This is a genomic window from Akkermansia massiliensis (genome assembly GCF_023516715.1).
Lineage (GTDB): Bacteria > Verrucomicrobiota > Verrucomicrobiia > Verrucomicrobiales > Akkermansiaceae > Akkermansia > Akkermansia massiliensis.
On record NZ_JAMGSI010000001.1, the window covers coordinates 640,682 to 663,016 of the forward strand.

The window sequence follows — 22,335 nt, forward strand, 5'->3', positions numbered from 1 at the left end:
AATAGAATGATTGTATTTTGAGGATAGAATGTGAATAACATGTTAAAAATAGTCGTAAGCTGTTGATGAATGAAAGTTTTTTCCGGAACTGCCGGGAAACCGGCATAAATCTGGCATAAAAGGGCGCGTCAGCATGACAAGCCCGGACAGGAAAGAGGCCTCATGCAAGGGCTCTCCATGGGAAAGGGAGGCCTGTTTCAGAAAAGTTTTATACGGGTGCGCGCCAGGAAAAACAGGATGCTGCCGCCTTTGGAGGCAGGTCCCGTCATCAGTTCTGGACTGCCGGAGAAGAGAAAAAAGCCGGTTCTACCCCCGGAAATTCTTATGGATGCCTGGCGGGCATCGGCAGGCATGGCTCATTGTTGAGTCCGGGCTGCTTTATTTGCTGGACAGGAATGAAGGCAGGGAAACCCCCTTTAAACGGGCCTGGAAGGGTGCAGAAAGGGAAAGACGGCGGGTTGCCTGCCATGCCGATGAACAAGCGTGTTCTAGATACGTCTGGCGGCGAATGCTTCCCCCTGGAGGAACCAGTGCATCCCGTCCTCCGTGGCCATGTTTCTCCAATGGAACGTATTTTCCGTAAGTTCGGAAAAAATCCATTTCATCTTTTGCCCGGTAATTTCCGTCAGGACAATCCGGCTGCCTTCCTTTCTCGCTTCCAGCCGCGTGGCTTCTCCGGCCACACCGTAAAAAATGTCCCATGTCCGTTGCTGGGGATTGTAAATTCTGATCGTCGTGCCGTAGGCGGCGTCCGGCCAGGTTTTGATATTCCGGGCCTCCCGGGAAGGGCAGATGAACACATCCTGGACGGCCATGCCTTCCAGGACCCATGAAAAAATCCATTCCCCTTTCACGTGGCGTTCATGCTCCGTGCCGTGCCCGTCAACCCATTCAATATCCCAGGTTCCGACGAGGGGGCCGAACCAGTTGTCCTTCTCCGGAATGAGGCTGTTTTTCCCCGGGCTCACCAAGGCTGTTTCAAAATCATTCATCTTTAATAATTCCATTTAAAAAGTCGGTTACACGTCCAGGCGCATTGTCCGGGATGCTGTTGTAAAATGTTCACGCTCGTAAAATCTTCTGCCGCTGCCGTTATTCTCCCATACCATGAGTTCCAGGTATTCCTGGTTTCGTGATTTTGTCCAGCGTTTGACTTTATCCAAAAGCAGGCGTCCTGTTCCATTCCTCCTGCATCCCCGCATGACGAAAAAGTCTATGATGCAGGCATATTTATGAGGAACTACGGAAGGATAGGGAGGTGGCGCGTTTTCTTCAACATGCACGAATCCGATAACGGCATCGTCTCTTTCCGCGATCATGATATCGCCGCTGCCGCTTTCAATCACAGGATTCGGGCAATCTCCCGTTTCAGTTGCCGCAACGCAATTTTCCGGTAGCTGGGCAGCATTACAGGCAAAAAAATCATCGTATAGAGCGCTTGTTTTTTGGACATCCTCCCTTGCAGCCGACCTTATCTTGATGTTCATGCGCTCCTGATAGCCGAACTGTTCTGCCGGCCATTCTCCGGAAAAGTGTTTTCATGGGGAAAACGTGCCGGAGAATGGCCGGAAAAGTTCCTGAATAAGTTAATTGGCGGGGGGAGGGGTAAAGGTGCGGGCCGCCAGCTCCTTGTCCATGAGCAGCATTCCCTGGCCTTCTCCCTTGATCATGCGCAGTTTGCTGATGATGTCCTTGACGGTTTCTTCCTCTTCCACCTGTTCACTGACAAACCAGTGCAGGAAAATATCCGTAGCGAAGTCCTTTTCCTCCTTGGAGAGGCGGACCAGGTCATTGATGCGGCGCGTGACCTCCTGTTCGTGGGACAGCGTTTCTTCAAACATTTCCAGAATGTTGGACCAGCTCGCGGCCGGGGCATCGATGGACAACATGGTAAACTGGCCTCCGCGCGCCAGAAGGAAATCGTAAAATTTCAAGGCATGGGCGGTTTCTTCCTGGTACTGGACGCGCATCCAGTGGGCGAACCCCGTCAGGCCGGCGTCCTGCAGGTAGGCGGACATGGCCAGGTAAAGGTTGGCTGAATACATTTCCCATTTGATTTGCTCATTAAGAGCGGTTGCCATTGTTGTACTGATCATATGTAAAATCCTGTTGATTTCCTTTTCTTCTACAAAACAAAGTCCGCAGAATCAAGATAATCCTGCGGACTGTATGACGGGGGAATTCGGGAAAGGCGTCAGGCTTTTGCGGCAACCGTCTCTGGAACATTTTCCGCAGGAAGCTCTTCCTCCACGGGAGGGGCGGCTGCTTCCGCAGGCTCGGCTGCCGTGTCAGTTTCTTCAGCGGGTTCCTCCCGGGCTGCCGGGGCTTCGGAAGAAGGGGTGTCCTCCTTCTGCTCCTGGGGCGCGGCGGCTTCCGCCACCGGCATGTCCGGATCCTTCTCTTCCGGTTTCTGCTTCTCCTTGGGAGCCTTTTTGGGAGAGGGGGCCTGGGCCGGAACGGCCTTCGGACGGCTGACGGTGTTGTTGGAGAAAACCAGAATGTAGCCCTGTTCGGACAGCCAGAACAGGTCGCGGACCAGATTCTGCTGTTTTTCCGTAGCCTGGGCCACTTCCTCTTCCGTGGCCTTTTCCGGGTCCGGCACGGGGGCCAGCTCCCTGAGCATGGCGTCCACGCCCTTGCCCGGATTGTTGGCCGCCCAGGTGGCGATGGACATCAGGGAATCCGAAAGAACGGTGCCTTCTTCCATGGCCTTGGGGCGTGCCGGGCCGGTGTAATGGTTGCCCTTCCACTTGAAAATGGGCATGTGGTGGCGCGCCAGCCCGTGGCAGAGGTTCGGAATCAGCATGCTGGGATGGCGGCGCGTGGTGCCGGACAACTGGATCAGGTGCGCCCACAGGCCGGGGGAAAGATGGTTTTTCTTCACGGCTCCGTTGACGAACACCTTGTCCGTGACGTCATAGCACTCTTCAAAGTGGTTGGACTCGAAATCCTGTTCCACGGCGGCGGGGGATTCCAGAAGAACCTCGGAGGCGCCTTCGCGGACGGGCTTCCAGGCGGTGCGCTTGGAAACGGCTTCCTGCCATGCCTGCACGGCTTCCTCGCTCTTGTCCGTCACGATCTTGGAACGGAATGCCTCAAAGGGCATGCTGGCAAACTTGGTGCGGTGCAGGTTCATCAGGGCGGACTGGTAGCCGTGCCAGTTGACGGGGCCCACCAGTTCATTGTTCAGGGAACACTTGGCAATCGCCTTGAAATCGCCCTTGGGCGCTTCCACTTCCTGTTCCACGGACTCGTAATACTTGGGCATCCAGGAAGACTGCCAGAGATGCTTGACGGCCTCCTGGCGGGAAATGAAGCAGGCTCCGTCGCCGTGCTTGCAGTGGTAAAGGTCCGGGCCGTTCTCCTGCTTCATGAACACCAGGTCATAACGGTCGTAGGAACCCATGACCACCTTGGCAAGGTCCAGCAGGGAAATAGTGCGGCGGTGCTTCTGCACCTCCTGGTGCAGGGCGGCCAGGCCGGAATCCACGGGGCGCAGCTCCACGCGCAGGCCTTCGGCCGGTTCCGCCATGGGCGGGCGGGGCGCCTGTTCGCGGCGGTCTCCGTCGCGGCGCGGGCGGAAGGAACCGCGGGTGCGGTCTTCCCGGTTGAATCTTCTTTCACCATTCTGACCGTCAAAACGGCGTTCCCCCCGGGGCTGGCGTCCTTCGCGGCTGTCGCGCCGCGGACGGCGGTCGCCTCCCTGCCTGTCGCCGGACCTGCGTTCCGGATAGGACGCGGAACGTTCCTGACGGGCTCCCGGTCTCGCCCAGGCCGGACCGAATTGGAAGTCGGCCAAGCCGGAAAGGTCCGGAATTTGCTGCTTGGGGTCTGTGGAAGGAGTTTCTTCGGTCATCATGTACGGGTTGTTTCAATAGCAACTAAATGAGGTAGATGGCAATCATTTTACGTGCAAACAGGCCGAAAATTGTTCAAAATGTCATGAAATGCATCTGGAAACGCAAATATTTCCGGTGCATTCTTCCAATCCAACCTTTGTCAAATTCTCTATTATGGATAAAATACGTCAACGCCTTTCCGATCTTGGTTACGCCATTTACGATGCGCCCGCGCCCGTGGGTTCCTACGTGCAATGCGTGCGTACGGGCAACCTGCTTCACCTCTCCGGCGGCATCTCCGTGAACGGGGAGGACAAATACTTCGGCAAGGTAGGGCAGGACTTGACGGTGGAAGAAGGGCAGGCCGCCGCGCGAGCCGCCGTTCTGAACCGCCTGGCCGTCATCGTGCAGGCCGTGGGCTCCCTGGAAAAGGTTTCCCGCATTGTGGCCGTGAACGGATTTGTGAATGCCGGCCCGGATTTCTACGACCATCCCAAGGTGCTGAACGGCGCGTCCGACCTGCTGGTGGAAGCCTTTGGCGAAATCGGCCGCCACAGCCGCACGGCCGTGGGCGTGTCCGCCCTGCCGCTCAACGTGGCGGTGGAAATAAGCATGGTTGTGGAAGTCTGCGGCTAGGGATTTAAAAACCGGAAGGGGATTCGTGCTTGAATCCCCGCGGCATTCCTGTAGAGTGCCGTCCGGTCAATGCCCTCGTGGCGGAATGGTAGACGCTGCAGACTTAAAATCTGTTGTCCGCAAGGACGTACCGGTTCGAGTCCGGTCGGGGGTACTTCGCTGAATAACAATAAATTATGTAGATAAAAGGCTCGCTTCTGGCGGGCCTTTTCCGTCTTCAAGCATACGGAAATTACCGCTTTTACTTGTATCTCCGGTCAACAATAGTTACCTGAAGAATGTGTTGAAAGGAGCCTCCCCCAGTACTGCCGGGTGGGGTATTCTCCCTGTTTTGCGATGAAATCATCTGGTTTTCCGTAAAAGGCCCCGGGGCATTTATGTTCAAGCGTCCCTTGCAGGATTGTGTAGTGACGCTGTCCGGGGTCCCGGACAGCCGGGCACATGGAATTTTGGGTAGGAGCCATTTTTTGTTAGAGGTCCGGTGTTGGCCCATTCCTTCTCTTATTGACCAAAAGGTTTTTCCATTTTATATTGGAACCCATTCCGGGGGTCTCCCTGCCGGGTTTCCGGTACCCATCCCCACACCCTATGATGACCATGAATTTGAACAAACTCTCCGTTTGGGCGGTGGGCGCCTGCCTGTGTGCGGCTTCCATTTCTCACGCCGCTGCCGCTGGAATTGACTCTTACGATGCCGCTTTAAAGAAGGTAAAGGAAGTGAAGGCGGCCCTCGACCCCTTAAAGTCAAAAAACAGGCTGAAGAACTGGGTGAATCTCGGGTTGCAGCTGGAAGGCTTGAAAAAGGGAAGCGACGTGAATGGCAGGGACGCGATGACCTGGTCTCCACTCGCCTGGGCGGCGTATGTGGGAGATAAGGAGATTTTTGATTACCTGCTGTCCAAAGGCGCCAACCCCAAGGCTGTGGACCAGTACGGCATTTCCATTTTCATGAGAGCCGTGGAAGGGGGCAATATGGACATTGTCAAGTATTTGATGGAAGAATGCAAATATGACGCCAATGAAAAGGACCGGGAATTCGGCACGACCGCCCTGATGAGAGCCGCAACGTGCAGGCGCAATGACATTCTTGCCTACTTGATTGACAGGAAAGCCAGCGTGAAAGCCAGGGACAAGGGAGGCCGGAATGTGCTGGCGTATGCCGCTGATGGCCGGAATATGGATGGAATGGAAATGCTGGTGGCTAAAGGAGCGGATTTGAATGGCACGGACAAGGAAGGCCACTCCATTTTGATGAAGGCTTCCGAGCGGGGATGCCTGGATATGGTCAAGTACCTCGTCAAAAAGGGAGCCAAGGTAAAGGGAAAGACCAGGCATGGAAAAACCGCGCTGATCTATGCCGCGGAGGGCGGTTATCTGGACGTGGCGGGATTTCTGGTGGATCACGGAGCGGACATTAAGGCAAAAAATAAATGGGGTGATACGGTGCTGGATATCAAAACGGTGGATCCTGCGGTTAAGAACTATTTACATTCAAAGCTTAAAGTGAAATAGAGCGTCTATGCTGGCAGGAGCCGTTTATTGGATGGGAAAGCATTTGGACCGTGGCTGGAACAGGAAGGGCAGGATAGCCGTTTTCATTTTGAAAGCGGCGGGAGGCGCCTTTCTGGCGCTGGCCTTGTTGTCGGCGGGAGCGGAGTGGTACATAGCTTCCGCTTCCGGAGGCAGGGTTTTTGAGCATTCCGCGGATGTTCCCGTTCGCGCGCCTGCCCTGGTGCTGGGGTGCTCCCCTGCGTTCATGGGAGGCCCCAACGGGTATTTCTATAATAGAATGGATACGGCGGCGGAACTTTGGAGGGCCGGGAAGGCGACGGTTTTTGTCGTTTCCGGGGACAATAGCTCCCACGCCTACAATGAACCGGAATGGATGAAGCAGGCCCTGGTGGAGCGCGGCGTTCCGGAGGACCGGATTGTGTGTGACTTTGCGGGGCTGCGGACGCTGGATTCCGTCGTGAGGATGAAGGAGGTCTTTGGCGTTTCAACCATGATCGTCGTTTCCCAGGAATTTCACAATGAACGCGCCCTGGCCATCGCTGCACATGAGGAAATGGACGCGTGGGCCGTCAGCGCCCCGGATGTTCCCAACCGCAGTTCACGCATTAAAAGCTGGTTCAGGGAGCGCGCGGCGCGCGTATGGATGATGCTGGACTTGTGGCTGTGGGGGCGTGAACCCCGGTTCCTGGGGGAACCCGTGGCAGTGCCGGAAGTAAAAGGGGAAAAATGATCAACGCCTCATGCGGCCTGGAGCGTCATGAGGCGTCTTTTTTCATGCGGAAGGGCAAACCTGGGGAGTGCCCGTACCTTGGTCCATTAAGACTGGATGAATCAATCGTGCCGGTTACGCGGGGAAATCTGCCATGGGGATGGGGAATGGTCCAGAAGGCCTGAGTGAACAATCCGCCACGGAAGGCGGCCGGATGGAAAATAAGGTTCGCCGGGATAGCTCCTTGTGGTAACGTGGACGCATGGATGACGCTGGTGAAACGGTCCGTAATGCGCTGCCTCCGCAATGGCTGGAATGGGCGGTGGAACTTCAGTTTATGGCCCAGGCGGGGATAACGTATGCGAAAGACCCCTATGATCTGGAGCGTTTCCAGCGGTTGAGGGAAATCGCCGCGGAAATCATGAGCGCCAAATCCGGGCTGGATATGGGTACGGTCCGGGGGCTGTTTTGCAGTGAGACCGGATTTCAAACGCCGAAAATGGATACCCGCGCGGCTATTTTCCGGGAAGGTAAAATATTGCTGGTGAAAGAAAAAGGTTCCGGCTTGTGGTCCATGCCGGGCGGCTGGGTGGATGTGAACCAGTCCGTGCGGGATAACACGATCAAGGAAGTGCGGGAAGAAGCCGGACTGGAAGTGGAAGCGGTACGGCTGATAGCCCTGCATGACCGCAACAGGCACAACCCTCCCCCCTATGCGTACGGGGTTTGCAAGGTCTTTGTATTATGTGAAGAAAAGGGCGGCTCCTTCCAGCCCAATCTGGAAACGTCTGAAAGCCGCTGGTTCGGACGGGATGAACTGCCTCCCATGGCTTTGGAAAAGAACACGCCGGAACAGGCGCTGCTGTGCTTTGATGCGGCGGACGATCCCTGCTGGAATCCCGTGTTTGATTAAAAAAGGGAACATATACGGCAAAATCATTGACTCTTTCCGGGAAAGTGCTATGCCAGTCCCAGCGGCTTGCGAAAAGCGGGCTGTTTTATTCCGGCTGTAACGTTCCCTTCTTCTAGCGGTCAGGAAGGCCGTCTCTCCAACGGCAAAGGCTCGGTTCAACTCCGGCAGGGAATGCCATCCGCCCTATGGCATCATAGGAACCGGTTTTTTGTCTTGATGCCTGTTGCCGGCAATTCATTGTCCGTGAAGATGTGCGCTTTTTGGCGCATGCCCCAGGCGCATTTCTTCGGAATGCCTCCTTTTCCGAAAGAATTTTCCAGCCCTCGGAAATTCAGGTTTCTTTTTCCTTAATTTTCCTGTTTTTTCATTGCGGTCCTCTTCAATTGCGGCATTTTGAACCCGGAATATTCTGGTTGTTCCTGTGAGCGTGGAAAGCGGTTTCATTTTTCAGGAATGGCGGCGTTTTTCGCTTTTCCATTTTGTTGTTGTTGCATTCATGAAAAGTGCGGATTTCAAATCCGTCGTCAATGACGAATTAATATTTTTTCATGCGGATCAGATACTTGTGGTTGAATATATAAATGGCAGCGCTTCCGCAAGGCGGCGTGAAAGGAAATTTTAGAATCATGCAAGTTATTTATCATCATTGATGATGAGCGTTTTTCTCCGGAAAGTCAGATGCCGGATTTGAAATCCGGTAGTTTGCGCGCGGAGCCATGTATAAGTTTTTTGGAAAACGCGTATTGGATATTGCCATATCCTTATGGACATTGATAATCGTATCGCCTCTTCTGGCCGTTATATCCATAATACTCCTGGTTCATACGCGGAAGTCTCCGTTTTTTTTCCAGACGCGTGTGGGGTACCGCGGGAAATTGTTCAGGGTTTTTAAATTCAAGACCCTGACGGATGCCCGTGATTCGGAGGGGCTCCTGCTTCCGGATGACTTGAGGTCTTTTCCGCTGGGAACTTTTTTACGCCGCTATTCCCTGGATGAACTGCCCCAGCTGGTCAACATTATCAAGGGAGACATGTCCATTGTAGGCCCCCGGCCATGGATTCCGGATCAGCTGGATGTTTTTCCCGGCCGCTGCCGCATGGCGCGCTGTTCCGTCCGGCCCGGATTGACCGGCATGGCCCAGGTATACGGAAGGAACGGAATCCCGTTCTACAGGCGGTTGTGCTACGACATCGTTTACGCCCGGAATGTGTCCCTGTTCATGGACGCCAGGATCGTTTTCCAAACCGTTGTCCGGTTGCTGGCCCATAAGGACGTCCGGCAGTGCGAGGACGCTTTCAGGAATATCTCGGGCAGCATGCTCATCAGGAACGATCTTTCCGTGCCTATGCCTTTTCCGTCCAAGCAGGAAGAATCCTGATTATTTATCCATTTAAAACCATAACCTTATACCTTAATGATGATAAACCGCCCCTCTCTTTTTTCTCCCGGAATTTTCCGGCTGGCCTCCCTGGCTGTCTGCTCCCTGCTGCTGGCCTCCTGCGTCAATCCGAAAGAGGTTCTCTATATCCAGGACATTACGGGTGAGACCCGGCAGGATATAGTCACCAAATACCAGACGACTATTCAAAAAGACGATCAGCTTTATATTTCCGTCAGCAGCAAGCAGCCGGAACTGACTACCCCCTTCATCATGGCGGAAATGGGCAATTCCATCTCCAACAACACCGGCAATTCGCGGCCCAAAGGGTACCTGGTGGACGACGAGGGATATATTGTCCTGCCGGTCATCGGGAAGATGAAGGCCGCCCGGAAGACGTGTTCCCAGCTTGCCCACGACATTTCCGCAAAGCTCCGCAACAGTGATTACATCAAGGATGCTTCCGTCAATGTCCAGATCATGAACTTCAAATTTTCCGTTCTGGGAGAGGTGAATAATCCCGGCTCCTACCAGGTGGACGGTCAGCGCGTCACCATTTTTGACGCCATCAGCCGGGCGGGAGATTTGAATATCGACGGCAACCGGGACATCGTGCTGATCCGGGAAATGGAGCGTGACCGGAAGATCGTCAAGCTGGACCTGCGCAGCAAGTCCATTTTCTCCTCTCCTTATTACTATATCCGGCAGAATGATATTATTTATGTCACTCCGTCAGACCGCAAGATCAACATGAGGAGCGAAAGCGCCCAGTATTACGCCTGGGGCCTTTCGGGCCTGTCCCTGCTTATCGCCGTCATCGCCATCAGCCTGTAAGACGCTTCATCCTGTTTTCCTTCCATGCCCGTTTCAGTGATACAGCCTGAGGACAACGATATTTTTTCCTTCCGGTTCATTTTTTCCACGGCCAGGAGGTATTGGCCCTGGATTCTGGCGTGCGCCCTGCTGGGCGCGGGGCTGGCTTATTTCATCTGCGCCCGGCAGGGGTATCTGTACCAGAAGACCGCCCGCATCATGCTGAGGGATGACAAGCAGAAGAATGCCCAGGTCTCGGAAATCATTCTTTCCGATCTGGGGTTCAAGCCGGGGGAGGCCAACCTGGCGAACGAGAGCTATGTGGTCAAGTCCTCGGAGGTGATGAGCCGTGTGGTGAAGGGGCTGGGGCTCGACGTCTCCTACTGGGAAAAGCGGAATATCCGGGAAGTGGATCTTTACCATACGACTCCCCTGAAGGCGGAGTTCAGTGAAGAGGTGGCGTTTCAGCCTTGTTCCCTGGCGGTTACTCCGCTGAATGGCCGGGAATTTTCCCTGTCTTACCGGGCGAAGGAGAGCGGGGAAAACGTTCTGCACGGAAAGTTCGGCGTTCCGCTGAAGCTTCCCTTCGCCACGGTGAATGTATGCCCTACTTCTTATTTTTCTTCAGGCAGCATGGGAAGGACCATTTTCGTGGAGCGCGTTTCCGTGAAGGAGGCCACCGACGGAATGCTGGGCCGGCTGAGCGTAACGCGGCCCGATTCCAAGGAAAGCAGCCTGCTGGAGCTGACGTTGAGGCTTTCCCATCCGCAAAAGGCGGAAGACGCCCTGAATTATCTTATTGAGGTTTACAATGACCATTCCAGGCGGGAGAAGCAAATGGCCGCCTCGCGGGCGGAGGAGTTCATCGTCAAGCGCATTGGAAAGCTTGGCGGCCAGCTCGGCGGCGTGGACAAGCAGGTGATTGACTACAAGCGCAACAGCCGGATCGTCAAGGATATGGATACGACGCTGGATGCCACGTTCAACAGGGTGCAGGAAATAGGGACGGAACTTTTCTCCACCAGGACGGAGTTGATCCAGGTGAAGGTGCTCGCCAGGCTGCTGGCGGACCGGAGCCGCCAGCAGGACATGATCCCCGCCAATATAGGCATTCAGGATGCGGGAATTGCCAAGCAGATCGAACTTTTCAATGACAATTTCCTCCAGCATAAAAAGTTGTTCGCCAGCGCGGGAAGGCAGAATCCCATGGTTTCCTCGCTGGCGGAGAACATGAAGGAGATGCGCGAATCCATTGGCCGTTCCATCGCCAATTACTGCAACGCGCTGGAAGTGAGGATGGGTGAACTGGAAAAGGAGCGGAATGAACTCAACCGGCTTTTGTCGGACATGGCCTCCAAGGATGAAGGCCTGGTCCCTCTTCTCCGGGAGCAGAAGGTCATGGAGGAACTTTACCTGATGCTGCTGAAAAAGAGGGAGGAAAACGCCCTGGCTCTGGCCACGACGGAACCAAGCGCCCGCATTCTGGAACCTGCGTTCGGCTCCAATGCTCCCGTAGCGCCCAAACTGTCCCTGATGACGATGGGCGGCATGGCCGGAGGCGCCTTTGCAAGCCTTTTGGTCCTGCTGGCCGGGAACGCCCTGAATACGAAGGTGCGGGATAAGAAGGACCTTGCCGGAGTGACGGACCTGCCGCTGGCAGGGGAACTGCCCCTGCTTTCCGGAAAGGAGCGGAAAAAGCTGCCCCTGGTCGTCACGAATGGCCGTTCCTTCATGGAAGAATGCTTTCACATCCTCCGCAACAATGCGGAACTTATGCTGCTGCCCAATCCGGAGGAAGCGCCCCGCGTCCTGTTCCTGACGTCCACGAGGGCGGGGGAAGGGAAGACGTTTACGGCCCTGAACCTGGCCGCCGCGTATGCCCAGACCGGGAAAAAAGTCCTTCTCATTGATGGAGACCTCCGCAAGGCCAGTCTTTCCGCCTTTTACGGAGGGAAGAATACCAGGGGCCTTGTGCACCTGCTGATGAATCCGCAGGCCTCTCCGGATTCCGTCCTGCAATCCGGCAAAAGGTTCCCGGGATTTGACCTGGTGACGGCAGGTCCCGTTCCCCCCAATCCCGTCGCGCTGCTGACCCGGGGCCGTTTGGAAGAACTGCTCCGGTACTGGCGCGCCCGGTATGACCGCATCATTCTGGACGGCTGCCCGTATGAGGCCGTGGCGGATGCCTCCCTCATGGCGCGCCATGCGGACCTGGTCCTTTATGTCATCAGATGCGGCATGATCGAGAAGCAGTACGTCCCCGCCATCCAGGGGCTGGCGGACAAGGGCGAATTCCGTTCCGGAGCTATTATCCTCAATGCGGAGAATTTCAAAAACTCCCGTTTTCATTACTACAACGAATATTCCGAAACTGACGGATAGCGTCGTTGAACTGTCCTCTGCGTTGATCACTCCCTTTTCTTCAGCATTAGCCCCATAGCCTTTTTCCCGGTATTTTCTTCTTCCACCGTTTCATGAACACCGTCTCCAGAGTGATAAGGAACACAGGATTCCTGTATATGAAAATGGGCGTCACCATGTTCGTTTCCCTGTACGCGACGCGCCTGGTCCTGAATGCCCTGGGAGTGGACGACTTCGGCATTTTCAACATGGTGGCGGGCGTGATTGCCATGCTGGCTTTTCTCAACGCCAGCATGGCGGCGGCTACCCAGCGCTTCATGAGCTACGCGGAGGGGGAAGGGGACCCGGAGAAGCAGAAAATCGTGTTTAATATCAGCGTGGTGCTCCATCTTGCCATTGCCGTGATGGTCGGAATCCTGCTGTACGCTGCGGCCCCCATCCTGTTCGGGCATGTTCTCAATATTCCGGAGGACCGGGTTTTTGCCGCCAGGTGCGTTTACTGGGCCATGATCGCCAGCACCGTGTTCGGCATTCTGGGCGTTCCCTGTGAAGCCATGCTGAACGCCCATGAAAATATGCTGTATTTCGCCGTCATAGGCGTTCTGGAATCTTTCCTGAAGCTGGGGGCGGCCCTGCTTGTCGTTCATGTGCTGGCGGACAAGCTGGTTCTGTACGGGGTGTTGATGGCCGGGATTTCCATCCTTGCCATGACGGCTATGCTTGTTTATTGCCGCAGGAACTATGCGGAGTGCGTGATTGCGCCGCGGCGTTACTGGAAACGCGGCGTTTTCCGGGAAATGGGCAGCTTTGCGGGGTGGAATTTCACGGTTTCCGCCAGCAGCATGCTGTCGGAATACGGCGTCGGCATCGTCCTGAACCACTTTTTCGGCGTTGCCCTCAATGCGGCGCAGGCCGTCGCCCAGCAGATCAACGGGCAAACCATGGCTTTTTCCGGGACCATGCTGAAGGCCCTGAATCCGGTCATTTCAAAAAGCGAGGGGGCGGGCAACCGCGGCCTCATGCTGCGGGCCTCCCTGTCCGGCTGCAAATTCGCCTACCTGCTCATGGCGGTTTTCGCCATTCCCCTGATTCTGGAGGCTCCGGGACTCCTGGGCCTCTGGCTTCATTCCGTCCCCGCCTGGGCGGTCCTGTTCTGCAGGCTCCAGCTTGCCAGAACCTTGCTGGAACAGCTTTTCCTCAGCCTGGGGTCCGCCATTTACGCGGAGGGGAACATCCGCCTGTACACGCTGGTGAAAACGGGTTCCGGGATTCTTTTCCTGGGCGCTACCTGGGGATTCTATCGCATGGGATCGCCTCCCTGCATGATGTATGTGGCCGCCATTCTCTTCGTCACCGTGCCGGGGGGGCTGCTGGCCCTTTCCATCTGCGTACGGCGCCTTGGCCTCAGCCTGCGGGATTTTTCTTTCCAGGTGCTGGCGCCGTGCCTTGTCCCCAGCGCGGCTACGTTTGCCGCGGGCATCCTCCTGTCCCGGATTGATGCGTCGCTTTCTCCCGTTCCGGTATTGTTCCGCACCTGCTCGCTCCTGGTCGTCTTCCTCCTTTTCCTCTGGTTTTTTTCTCTGGACGGCAGGGAGCGCGGCACCCTTGTTTTTTTCCTGAAAAGCGCCTGGAGGAAAATTCAGTTTTCCAAATAATTCCATGAAATCCTATTCCATTCTCGTCAATACCTGTGATTCCTTTGAAGACTGCTGGGAGCCTTTTTTCAGGCTTTGGTCCCTCTATTGGCCCGATTGCCCCGCCCGCGTCTACCTGAATACGGAGTACAAGACCTATTCCGGTCCGGAAAAAAACGTCGTTTCCCTGAGGAGCTGCGCAGGCCGCACCATTCCGGGGCGCGGGAGGGCCACGTGGAGCGAATGCCTGAAATGGGCCCTGGAGGCCATGGAAACGGATACGGTGCTTTACATGCAGGAGGATTACTTCCTGACGGCGCCGGTGGACGGCGGGGCGGTGGAAAGGTATGCGGAGCAGATGCGCGCCCATCCGGAAATTCCCTGCATCCAGTTGACGCCGGAGGGAATTCCGGCCCGCGAGCCTTCGCGGTATGAAGGCCTTTTCACCAGTGACCCGGATTATCCCTGGTACGCGTGCTGCCAGGGCTCCCTGTGGCGCAGGGAGGCGCTGCTTTCCCTGTTGAGGAAGGAAGAATCCGCCTGGAAGTTCGAATGCTTCGGCAGCCGGAGGGCGAAGTATTCCCGCATGGAGTTTTTGACGGTGGACCCCTCCCTGTTTTCCCGGGAGGGGTACCAGATCATTCCCTACATTTTCACGGGCATCATCCACGGCAAATGGTACGGGCCGGTGGCGGAGCTGTTTGAACGGCACGGCATCTCCATGGATTTTTCCAGGAGGGGTTTTTTTGATCCGGAGGAAAAGCCCCCTTGCTCCGCGAGAATCAGGAATGCCGCCAGGAACTGGAAGACGTGGCGCAGCCGGCTGGAGCTCCGGTCCATGAAGCGCCGCTTCCTTCGGGAGGAGAATGCCTGCGGAGGTAATTAAACTTGTCCATGCCATGATTTCACTGACGCACCAGGGTTTGCATTTGCTGCGCCGCATGTTTGACCGCTGTTCCGGCAGGGAGAAACTGAACCCCCCTTCCTGTGAACTGGACGCGGACGCGGCTTCCGCGATGATTGAGGACCTTCTCCGCTCCGGCCGTCCCGCCATGGTGGGGCGGTTTGGCTGCACGGAAATGTCCTGCCTGCATAATTATCTGGAAATTGGGAAGGCGGGCAGGAATCCGCTGGACTACATCACAGGCCGGAGGGACCAGTGGTGGTGGAATAAAAGCATCATGAGGCAGATGAGGGAGTGGTCCGGCTTTTTCCCGGCCGCGCCGGAGTATCTGGCCCGTTTCTGCGAGCTGATGCTCTGCGACATGAAGGAACTGGATATCCTGGGAAGCTGGCTTCCATATGAACGGGAGGTGATGCCCATGATCCGGGACGTTCCCCGCGTGCGCCTGCTGAATCTGGAGCCTTACTGGTCTTCCCGGCCATGGAGCAGGGCCCTGGAGGGAAGGAAGGTGCTGGTGGTCCATCCTTTCGCGGAAAGCATCACGCTCCAATATGAACGGAACAGGGAAAGGATTTTTGAAAACCCGGAGGTCCTTCCTTCCTTTTCCCTGGAGACGCTGGCCGCCGTCCAGAGCCTGGGCGCGGGGCCGGACCGTTTTGCCGACTGGTTTGAAGCCCTGGCGTGGATGGAGGGGGAGATGGACCGCCGGGATTACGATGTCTGCCTCATCGGATGCGGGGCTTACGGCTTTCATCTGGCGGCCCATGCCAAGAGGAGGGGCAGGCAGGCCGTGCATCTCGGCGGGGCTCTTCAACTGCTGTTCGGCCTGCGGGGCAGGCGCTGGGAAGACCCGGCCTACGGGGCGGATCCCGGCGCTCCCAAATATGATTATTCCCGGCTTTTCAATGACGCGTGGGCTAGGCCGGGGAGAGAGGAGACGGTAGGCCACGCCAGCCGTGTGGAGGGGGGGTGCTACTGGTGAAGAACATGAACCCTCCGGAAAAAAGGATGAACGTGCTCTGGCTGTCCAATATCCTGTTTCCCGAACCGTGCCGGATGCTTGGGCTTCCGGAACCGGTTCTGGGAGGCTGGATGTACGCGGGAGCGCAGGAGCTGATGAAAGCCGCCCCGGATTTAAAGCTGGCCGCCGTCATGTTTTATCCGGGGCGCACCCTGCGCCGCCTGGACGGGGAGGCCATGACCTATTACCTGGTTCCCGCCCCTGCGGACATGGGGGGGTACAGGAAGGAACTGGAACCCTGTTTCCGGGAAATCAGGGACATGTTCGGCCCGGACGTGGTCCATATCCACGGTTCCGAATATCCGCACTCCCTGGCCTGGGTGCAGGCTTGCGGGGCGGAACGCACGGCCGTTTCCATCCAGGGGCTGTCTTCCGTCTGCGCCGGGTTCTATCTGGGCGGCATTCCTATCCGGGAACTCGTGAAATCCGTTACCTTCCGCGATCTGCTGCGCCGCGACACGCTTTTTGCCCAGCAGCGGAAAATCAAGGCGCGCGGAAAATACGAACGGGAGCTGTTCGGCAGGGTGCGCCATGTGATCGGGCGTACCGCCTGGGACCGTTCCCACGCATGGGCCATGAACCCCGCGGCACGGTACCATGTTCTCCAGCCCACGCTCAGGGAACCCTTTTACCGTCATGAATGGGATGCCGGAACATGCGAAAAGCATACGGTTTTTCTCAGCCAGTCCCACTACCCCCTGAAAGGGCTGCACAAAGTGGTGGAGGCTCTTCCCCTGGTCCTGCGGCATTATCCTGACGCCAGGGTGAAGGTGGCCGGACCGGACATCCTGTCAGTCCCTGCGTGGCGCAGGAACGGCTACGCCCGTTATTTGGGAAACCTGATGGAACGGCTGGGAGTCCGGGACCGTTTTCGTTGGCTGGGACGCCTGGACGCGGAACAGATGGGCAGCCAATTCCGGAAGGCGCATGTCTTCGTTTGCCCCTCCATGATTGAAAATGAGTCCAATTCACTGGGGGAAGCCCAGATGGTGGGCACTCCCTGCATCGCGTCCTATGCCGGGGGGATGATGGATTCCGTGTCCGACGGGGAAACGGGTTTCCTGTACCGGTTTGAAGAGACGGAAATGCTGGCCATGCTGGTGTGCCGCCTGTTCGGGGACATGGATTTGTGCAGGCGTCTTTCCTTCCGCGGAAGGCAGGCCTCTCTGGAGCGCCATGACCGTTCCGCGAATGCGGAACAACTGAAGCGCATCTACGGCAGCATCGCCGGAGAGGCCGGGAACGGGACGGAGGAACATGAAGGAAAGGGAAGGGAGGGGGCCGCATGCAGCAATTGATTTATCTTGCCAGGAAAGCCGTGCTCCGCTGCTGGGCCGTCTGCCTGCATCCCCTCCACAATTGGTATGCCAGGTGGCTCCTGTATGCCGGCAACGCGGTTTACGGCCCCGGCCTCTGTTCGTTCGGCATTCCGGACGTCAGGATATCCAGGGGAAGCCGCCGCCGATCCGTGCCGTGCCGCATAGGAAGGGAATTTACCATGCGGAACGGCTCCCACGGCGTCTCCCGTTCCTCCCAGCGCTGCCTGATTTCCGTGGACCGGGACGGCGTGCTGCGCATCGGCAACCGGGTGGGCATCAGCAATACCGTGATTATCTGCACGCAGTCGGTGACGATCGGAGACGATGTAAAGGCCGGATTCGGAGTCCACATCATGGATACGGATTTCCACGCGTTGGACCCGGAAGCCAGGCGGGGAGCGGAGGACAGGCTTCTGCGCCGGTCCGCTCCCGTCAGGATTGGGAACAACGTCTTCCTGGGTGCCGGAACCTTCATTTTGAAAGGCGTTTCCATCGGGGACAACGCCGTCGTGGGAGCACGTTCCGTGGTAACGCGTTCCATCCCTTCCAATGAGGTGTGGGCGGGAAATCCGGCGCGCCGCATCCGCCGGGCGGAGGAGGGGAAAGCTCCCCAGGTGATGGAAAGGAGCGCGCATGCGTAATACGGCCCTTTCATGTCAGGCGAATGGAAGGCCGCCCCTTGATGGGAAATCCCGCCTTCCTTCAAGCATCCGGGTCGTGCTCCCCTTCATCATCCTGGTGAAGGCCATGATCATGCTGGCCATGTACTCGTCCGCCGCCGTCCTTCACCCGGTTTGTACGGAACAGGCCATTTCCCTTTCCTCCGCCCTCCTGCTGTCGGTGTCCTTCGTCATCATGCGGAAGTATTTCCGGAGGGAGGACGCCCCCGTTTATCCCCTCTTTTCCATTTATTTCCTGTGGGTATTCATTTGCTGCCTGCGGGGCGTCTTCGCCGTGGACGGCTACTGGTCCGCGCGGGCCCTGGTGACGAATGCCCCCACGCTTTTCATCCCCGTGCTGGTTTACGTGTTCAGCCTGCCGGAGGTGACGCGGCAGGTCCTGTCCGTCTGGTTCAAGGTGTTCATCCCCGTTTTTTTCCTGTTCATGTTCACCCTCAATCCGGACTTTTACGCCTCCCTGCTGAATCCCCTGCTGATGCTGGTGCCGTGGCTGCCCCTGCTGCCCCGGAAATGGAAGCTGGTGGTGCTGGTCATGGCATGCCTGATGGTGTGCGTCAGCATGGGAGCCAGGAGCCAGATTTTAAAGGCGCTGGTGGCTCTGTCCCTGCTGGCCGTCTATTGCGGCAGGGATTTGCTCAAGGACTGCTTTTACAGGATGATGCGGCACGCCCTGTTTTTAATTCCCTCCCTCTTTCTCGCCCTCGGGCTGGGCGGCGTCTTCAATGTCCTGGATGTCGGCTCCTACGCCGGAGCGCCGGGAAATTCCGTGGAGGACGACCTGCTGGCGGATTCCCGCAGCATCGTCTTTGAAGAGGTGGCTTCTTCCTCCCTGAAGGACGGCTGCATTTTGCTGGGGCGCACCCCGGCGCAGGGGTATGAAACCAGTTTCCAGATGTCCAGTGATGAGCGCCAGTCCTACCATGACCAGAAGCGCCGCGCCTGGTGCGAACCCGTCCTCCTCAATATTTTCGCCTGGACGGGGGTGGTTGGGCTCTTCCTTTACACGGGATTTTACTGGCAGGCCTCCTATCTGGCCATTTACCGCTCCAACAACCGCTGGATGAAATTGCTGGGAGTGTTCGTGGCCTTCCGCTGGCTCTGGGGATGGCTGGAGGATACCAACTTCAATCTGGATATCATGAACATCTCCCTGTGGATGATGATCGCCATGTGCTATTCCAGCCGCTTCCGGGCCATGACGGACGGCGAGCTTCACGAATGGGTGGAAAGCATCTTCCGCCGCCGTTCCTCCAACCCTCTCCCCTCCATACGCATTCCATGAAAACTGATGATACCTCCGGAAAAAAACTTGCGGTCCTGATGACGTGCCACAACCGCAGGGAAAAAACGTTCCGCTCCCTTGCCGCCCTGTTCTCCGCACTGCCGGAAGCGGAGCTGGACGCCTCCGTGCATTTGGTGGATGACGGTTCCTCCGACGGCACCGGAGACGCCGTGCGGCAGGCTTACCCCTCCGTTTCCGTCATCACGGGGGACGGAACTCTGTTCTGGAACCGGGGAATGAGGACGGCATGGGAGGACGCCCTGAAGAAGGATGCGGATTTCTACCTGTGGCTGAATGATGATACCGTGCTTCATCCGTTTGCCGTAAGCCATCTATTGGAAGCCTCCCTCCGGATGGAACACGCCGCCGTCATCTGCGGCTCCACCTGCCATCCCGGCACGGATGAGTGGACTTATGGAGGCACGGCGGGCGGGAAGCCCGTTATTCCGGATGGAACCCTGAGGGAGTGCGAATTATGCCACGGGAACATTCTGTGGGTGCCGCGGCGGGTGGTGGAGCGCATAGGCATTCTGGACGGGTTCTACCTGCACGCGCTGGGGGATTACGACTATTCCCGTACGGCGCGCGAACGCGGAATAAAGCTGCGGGTGGCCCCCGCCTGCCTGGGAACCTGCGAACGGCATGACAAGGCCGTAGCCTGGACGGACCGGAAGGTGCCCCTGGCAGGCAGGCTCCGCAATTTGTATTCCCCGCTGGGGAATGCCCAGCCCAGGTATTACTTCCACTACGTCCGCAGGCACGACGGCCTGCTGGCCGCGTGCAAGGCCATGATCTGCATGCATGTACGAGTTTTTCTCCCCTTCTTATGGACAGCAACGAAATAGACTGGGTGTTCCAGACGGATGACGAAGAGGTGCTGGAGACGTACAGGACCCGTGACAATTACCTCATGGAGCGCACTCCGGAGGGGGATGATTCGCGGTGCGCCGTTTATTTCAGCAGCAACGACCTGTACTTTCCCAACAACCGCGCCCGGTTCCATGAACGGGTCACCCTGCGGAATACGTTTGAATGGTTCGGAACCAGGGTTCCGGGCTGCGGAAGGCACATCTTCATCCGGGACGTTTTCAAGCAATGGTACCTGGGCGGCATCAACAGCCGCCTGAATTCTCCGGAAAAGGTGCTGAAGTGGCTTGAAAACGAGACGAAAGGCTGCCGGGTAACGATGGTGGGCAGTTCCTCGGGAGGCTATGCCGCCGTTCTCTTCGGCTCCCTGCTGCATGCGGAACGCGTTTTCTCCTTCAACGGCTATTTTGACCTTGCGCCGGAAACGGAAATGGAAGACGCCGCCAGAATCAATCCCCTGCTGGTACGGTACGGGAACGACCCGGAACGGGCGCCTTTTTACCGCCTGGCCCCTTTTCTGCATGCGGAGACCCCCGTTTATTATTTCCACTCCCTGTTTTCTCCCATTGACCGCAGGCAAAGGGAGCTTCTGGGCGGCTGCCGGGGAGTGCACGTCATCCCCTTTCATTCCCGCCGCCACGGAATCCCCTTCCTCAAATGCTGTTTAAGCCGCCTTTTTCGGAGTACCGATGAGGAGCTGCTGGAGCTGTGCGGCTCAATTCAACGGCCCTTGCGGTTTTCCCTGCGGTATGCGGGCGTCCGGAAGACGGTTTCCGGCTTCTTCAGGCAAGCGTGGCAATATTACAGGAAAAGGCACTGAATCATGAACGGCAACAAACGGAAACTGATGGTCTTTCATCAATACCTGGCGCCTTACCGCATTGATTTTTTCAATGCGCTGGCCCGGATTGGAGAGATGGAGGTGTTTTTCGAATATGAAAATTCTCCGGACCACCACTACAACAGGCCGGAAATGGAAGCCCGCTGCGCGTTCCGCCCCCAATACCTGAACCATGTCCGCGTGGCCGGGCGGCGCGTTCCCTCCGGCCTTGCGCGCATTCTGCGGCAGGGACAGCCCGATCTGGTGATCGTTCCGGAGTTTTCCATTCTGGCTCTGGAGGTATGCCTGCTGCGCGCGGTCTGCCGCTGGAAATTCAAAATCGTCAGCATTTGCGATGACAGCATGGACATGATCCGCGGAAATGAATTGTCCCGCATGCATGCGCTGGCGCGGAAGGCGGCGATGCCGGTGATGGACGATGTGATTCTCCCGGACAGGGAGGCATGCCGCTGGTACCGGGAACATTATGGAAAGGGCGTCTTTTTTCCGATTGTCAGGGATGAACGGGCATTCCGGGAACAATGCCGGGAAGCGCTTTCCATGAGCCATTCCATGCAGCGGGAATACGGCCTGCACGGAAAACGGGTGGTCCTGTATGTGGGGCGCCTGGCCCCGGAGAAGAATCTGGAATGCCTGGTCAGGGCGGCCGCGGCCCTTCCGGAGGACGCCGTTCTGGTAATAGCGGGGTCGGGAAGCCTGGGACCGGAATTGCAGGATTTGGCCGTCCGGCTGAAAGTCAGCGCCATTTTTACCGGCTGGCTGGAAGGCGAGCGCCTGGCGGCCTGGTACAATCTGGCCGACGTTTTTGTCCTGCCCAGCCTGGTGGAACCGTTTGGGGCGGTTGTCAATGATGCGCTGGCCGCCGGGTGCTTCTGCCTGGTTTCCGGGCGCTGCGGCTCCGCCTGCCTGATCCGCCGGGGCTGGAACGGGGAATTGTTCGATCCGGAAGATGAAAAGGGGCTGGCCTCTCTTCTCCGGAAAACCTGCCTGGACCGCGGCGGCAGTCCGTCCCCTCCGCGCCTGAAAGAATGCCTGATGCCTGCGGGATTCCGGGAATACGTCAACCATCTCATGGAACATATTGTATGATGAATGCTTCCGCCAATGCCGCCCCGGGCAGGTCCCGGCCCATCCTGTTTCTGCGTTCCCTGGCTAACGGAGTGCGCAGTTTCATACGGTTCCGCCTGCTTCAACGCTGGGTCACCGTGGAGGGAATGACCAGGATAGGAAGGCATGTGCATCTGAATTCCCCTCACAAACGGATCATTTTCGGGAACAGGGTGCAATTGGGGCCACACTGCCATGTCTCCTGCGATATACGCTTTGGAAACAGCGTGTTGTGCGCCGCCCGCGTTTCATTCATCGGAAAAAGGGACCATTCCTTTAACAGGCCCGGTTGCGCCATCTGGGATTCTCCCCGGAATTGGGAGGACGGCATGACGGTCATCGGCAGCGACGTGTGGATTGGGCACGGCGCCGTCATCCTGGGAGGCGTTTGCGTAGGGGACGGGGCCATTGTAGCGGCAGGCGCCGTCGTGACCGGAGACGTGCCGCCCATGACCGTGGTGGGCGGCAATCCTGCCCGGGTCATCCGCCGCCGCTTTGCCGCCCCGGAAGAGGAGGAA

At 57.3% G+C, this 22,335-nt stretch carries 22 protein-coding genes, 1 tRNA gene and 1 pseudogene; 18 read left to right on the forward strand and 6 right to left on the reverse strand.

Annotated elements, in window-relative coordinates:
- Nucleotides 1-197: 197 nt before the first annotated feature.
- The 5 genes from M8N44_RS02670 to M8N44_RS02690 form a co-directional block, all read right to left on the reverse strand.
- Nucleotides 198-353, reverse strand: coding sequence for a hypothetical protein (locus tag M8N44_RS02670; protein WP_180971497.1), 156 nt, complete (start codon nt 351-353; stop codon nt 198-200).
- A gap of 135 nt (nt 354-488) precedes the next feature.
- Nucleotides 489-992, reverse strand: a complete 504-nt coding sequence (locus tag M8N44_RS02675) for a hypothetical protein (RefSeq protein ID WP_102728332.1) — start codon at nt 990-992, stop codon at nt 489-491.
- 27 nt (nt 993-1,019) lie between these two features.
- Complete coding sequence (locus M8N44_RS02680) at nt 1,020-1,487, reverse strand: GNAT family N-acetyltransferase (protein WP_102728333.1); 468 nt, start codon at nt 1,485-1,487, stop codon at nt 1,020-1,022.
- 99 nt (nt 1,488-1,586) lie between these two features.
- The gene (locus M8N44_RS02685; RefSeq protein ID WP_180970932.1) at nt 1,587-2,096 is read right to left on the reverse strand and encodes a ferritin; all 510 of its coding nucleotides are present in this window, start codon (nt 2,094-2,096) and stop codon (nt 1,587-1,589) included.
- A 98-nt stretch (nt 2,097-2,194) separates the two neighbouring features.
- Nucleotides 2,195-3,859 carry a hypothetical protein gene (locus M8N44_RS02690; protein ID WP_102728334.1) on the reverse strand — a complete coding sequence of 555 codons (1,665 nt, stop codon included), beginning with the start codon at nt 3,857-3,859 and terminating at the stop codon, nt 2,195-2,197.
- Between the two features lie 154 nt (nt 3,860-4,013).
- On the opposite strand from M8N44_RS02690, the gene M8N44_RS02695 reads away from it, so the two are divergent.
- From M8N44_RS02695 to M8N44_RS02715, 5 genes are all read left to right on the forward strand, one after another.
- Nucleotides 4,014-4,475: a RidA family protein gene (locus M8N44_RS02695; RefSeq protein WP_102721838.1), complete on the forward strand. Its 462-nt coding sequence runs from the start codon at nt 4,014-4,016 to the stop codon at nt 4,473-4,475.
- 71 nt (nt 4,476-4,546) lie between these two features.
- A tRNA-Leu gene (locus M8N44_RS02700) sits at nt 4,547-4,629 on the forward strand.
- 443 nt (nt 4,630-5,072) lie between these two features.
- Nucleotides 5,073-5,987 (forward strand): ankyrin repeat domain-containing protein, encoded by a 915-nt coding sequence (locus M8N44_RS02705; protein ID WP_180973749.1) that lies wholly within the window; start codon nt 5,073-5,075, stop codon nt 5,985-5,987.
- A 31-nt stretch (nt 5,988-6,018) separates the two neighbouring features.
- Nucleotides 6,019-6,717: a SanA/YdcF family protein gene (locus M8N44_RS02710; RefSeq protein WP_180975173.1), complete on the forward strand. Its 699-nt coding sequence runs from the start codon at nt 6,019-6,021 to the stop codon at nt 6,715-6,717.
- A 241-nt stretch (nt 6,718-6,958) separates the two neighbouring features.
- Nucleotides 6,959-7,609 carry an NUDIX hydrolase N-terminal domain-containing protein gene (locus M8N44_RS02715; RefSeq protein ID WP_102728337.1) on the forward strand — a complete coding sequence of 217 codons (651 nt, stop codon included), beginning with the start codon at nt 6,959-6,961 and terminating at the stop codon, nt 7,607-7,609.
- Between the two features lie 234 nt (nt 7,610-7,843).
- Here M8N44_RS02715 and M8N44_RS02720 read toward each other — a convergent pair whose 3' ends face one another.
- Entirely contained in the window at nt 7,844-8,053 is a 210-nt protein-coding gene (locus M8N44_RS02720; RefSeq protein ID WP_146021116.1) for a hypothetical protein, read from the reverse strand.
- A gap of 272 nt (nt 8,054-8,325) precedes the next feature.
- On the opposite strand from M8N44_RS02720, the gene M8N44_RS02725 reads away from it, so the two are divergent.
- From M8N44_RS02725 to M8N44_RS14090, 13 genes and pseudogenes are all read left to right on the forward strand, one after another.
- A complete protein-coding gene (locus tag M8N44_RS02725) occupies nt 8,326-8,988 on the forward strand; it encodes a sugar transferase (protein ID WP_102728339.1) in 663 nt (220 codons plus the stop codon).
- Between the two features lie 36 nt (nt 8,989-9,024).
- The gene (locus tag M8N44_RS02730) at nt 9,025-9,822 is read left to right on the forward strand and encodes a polysaccharide biosynthesis/export family protein (protein WP_102727461.1); all 798 of its coding nucleotides are present in this window, start codon (nt 9,025-9,027) and stop codon (nt 9,820-9,822) included.
- Nucleotides 9,823-9,858: 36 nt separating this feature from the next.
- Nucleotides 9,859-12,183 carry a GumC family protein gene (locus M8N44_RS14030; RefSeq protein WP_180976222.1) on the forward strand — a complete coding sequence of 775 codons (2,325 nt, stop codon included), beginning with the start codon at nt 9,859-9,861 and terminating at the stop codon, nt 12,181-12,183.
- A gap of 137 nt (nt 12,184-12,320) precedes the next feature.
- The gene (locus M8N44_RS02740; protein ID WP_146021117.1) at nt 12,321-13,817 is read left to right on the forward strand and encodes an MATE family efflux transporter; all 1,497 of its coding nucleotides are present in this window, start codon (nt 12,321-12,323) and stop codon (nt 13,815-13,817) included.
- Between the two features lie 4 nt (nt 13,818-13,821).
- Entirely contained in the window at nt 13,822-14,682 is an 861-nt protein-coding gene (locus M8N44_RS02745; protein WP_102728342.1) for a hypothetical protein, read from the forward strand.
- A 13-nt stretch (nt 14,683-14,695) separates the two neighbouring features.
- Nucleotides 14,696-15,682 (forward strand): hypothetical protein, encoded by a 987-nt coding sequence (locus tag M8N44_RS02750; protein WP_102728343.1) that lies wholly within the window; start codon nt 14,696-14,698, stop codon nt 15,680-15,682.
- 5 nt (nt 15,683-15,687) lie between these two features.
- On the forward strand, nt 15,688-17,019 hold the full coding sequence (locus tag M8N44_RS02755) for a glycosyltransferase family 4 protein (RefSeq protein WP_102728344.1): 1,332 nt from the start codon (nt 15,688-15,690) through the stop codon (nt 17,017-17,019).
- Entirely contained in the window at nt 17,007-17,681 is a 675-nt protein-coding gene (locus tag M8N44_RS02760; protein WP_102728345.1) for an acyltransferase, read from the forward strand. The genes M8N44_RS02755 and M8N44_RS02760 overlap by 13 nt, the downstream gene beginning before the upstream one ends.
- Nucleotides 17,682-17,757: 76 nt before the next feature.
- A complete protein-coding gene (locus M8N44_RS02765; RefSeq protein WP_180975175.1) occupies nt 17,758-19,002 on the forward strand; it encodes a hypothetical protein in 1,245 nt (414 codons plus the stop codon).
- Nucleotides 18,999-19,847, forward strand: a complete 849-nt coding sequence (locus tag M8N44_RS02770) for a glycosyltransferase family 2 protein (protein ID WP_180975176.1) — start codon at nt 18,999-19,001, stop codon at nt 19,845-19,847. Before M8N44_RS02765 ends, M8N44_RS02770 begins: the two co-directional genes overlap by 4 nt.
- A complete protein-coding gene (locus M8N44_RS02775) occupies nt 19,829-20,689 on the forward strand; it encodes a hypothetical protein (protein WP_102728347.1) in 861 nt (286 codons plus the stop codon). The genes M8N44_RS02770 and M8N44_RS02775 overlap by 19 nt, the downstream gene beginning before the upstream one ends.
- A 3-nt stretch (nt 20,690-20,692) precedes the next feature.
- Nucleotides 20,693-21,799 carry a glycosyltransferase family 4 protein gene (locus M8N44_RS02780; RefSeq protein WP_102728348.1) on the forward strand — a complete coding sequence of 369 codons (1,107 nt, stop codon included), beginning with the start codon at nt 20,693-20,695 and terminating at the stop codon, nt 21,797-21,799.
- Between the two features lie 344 nt (nt 21,800-22,143).
- A pseudogene (locus M8N44_RS14090) lies at nt 22,144-22,314 on the forward strand (DapH/DapD/GlmU-related protein); the annotation flags it as partial.
- Nucleotides 22,315-22,335 lie beyond the last annotated feature (21 nt).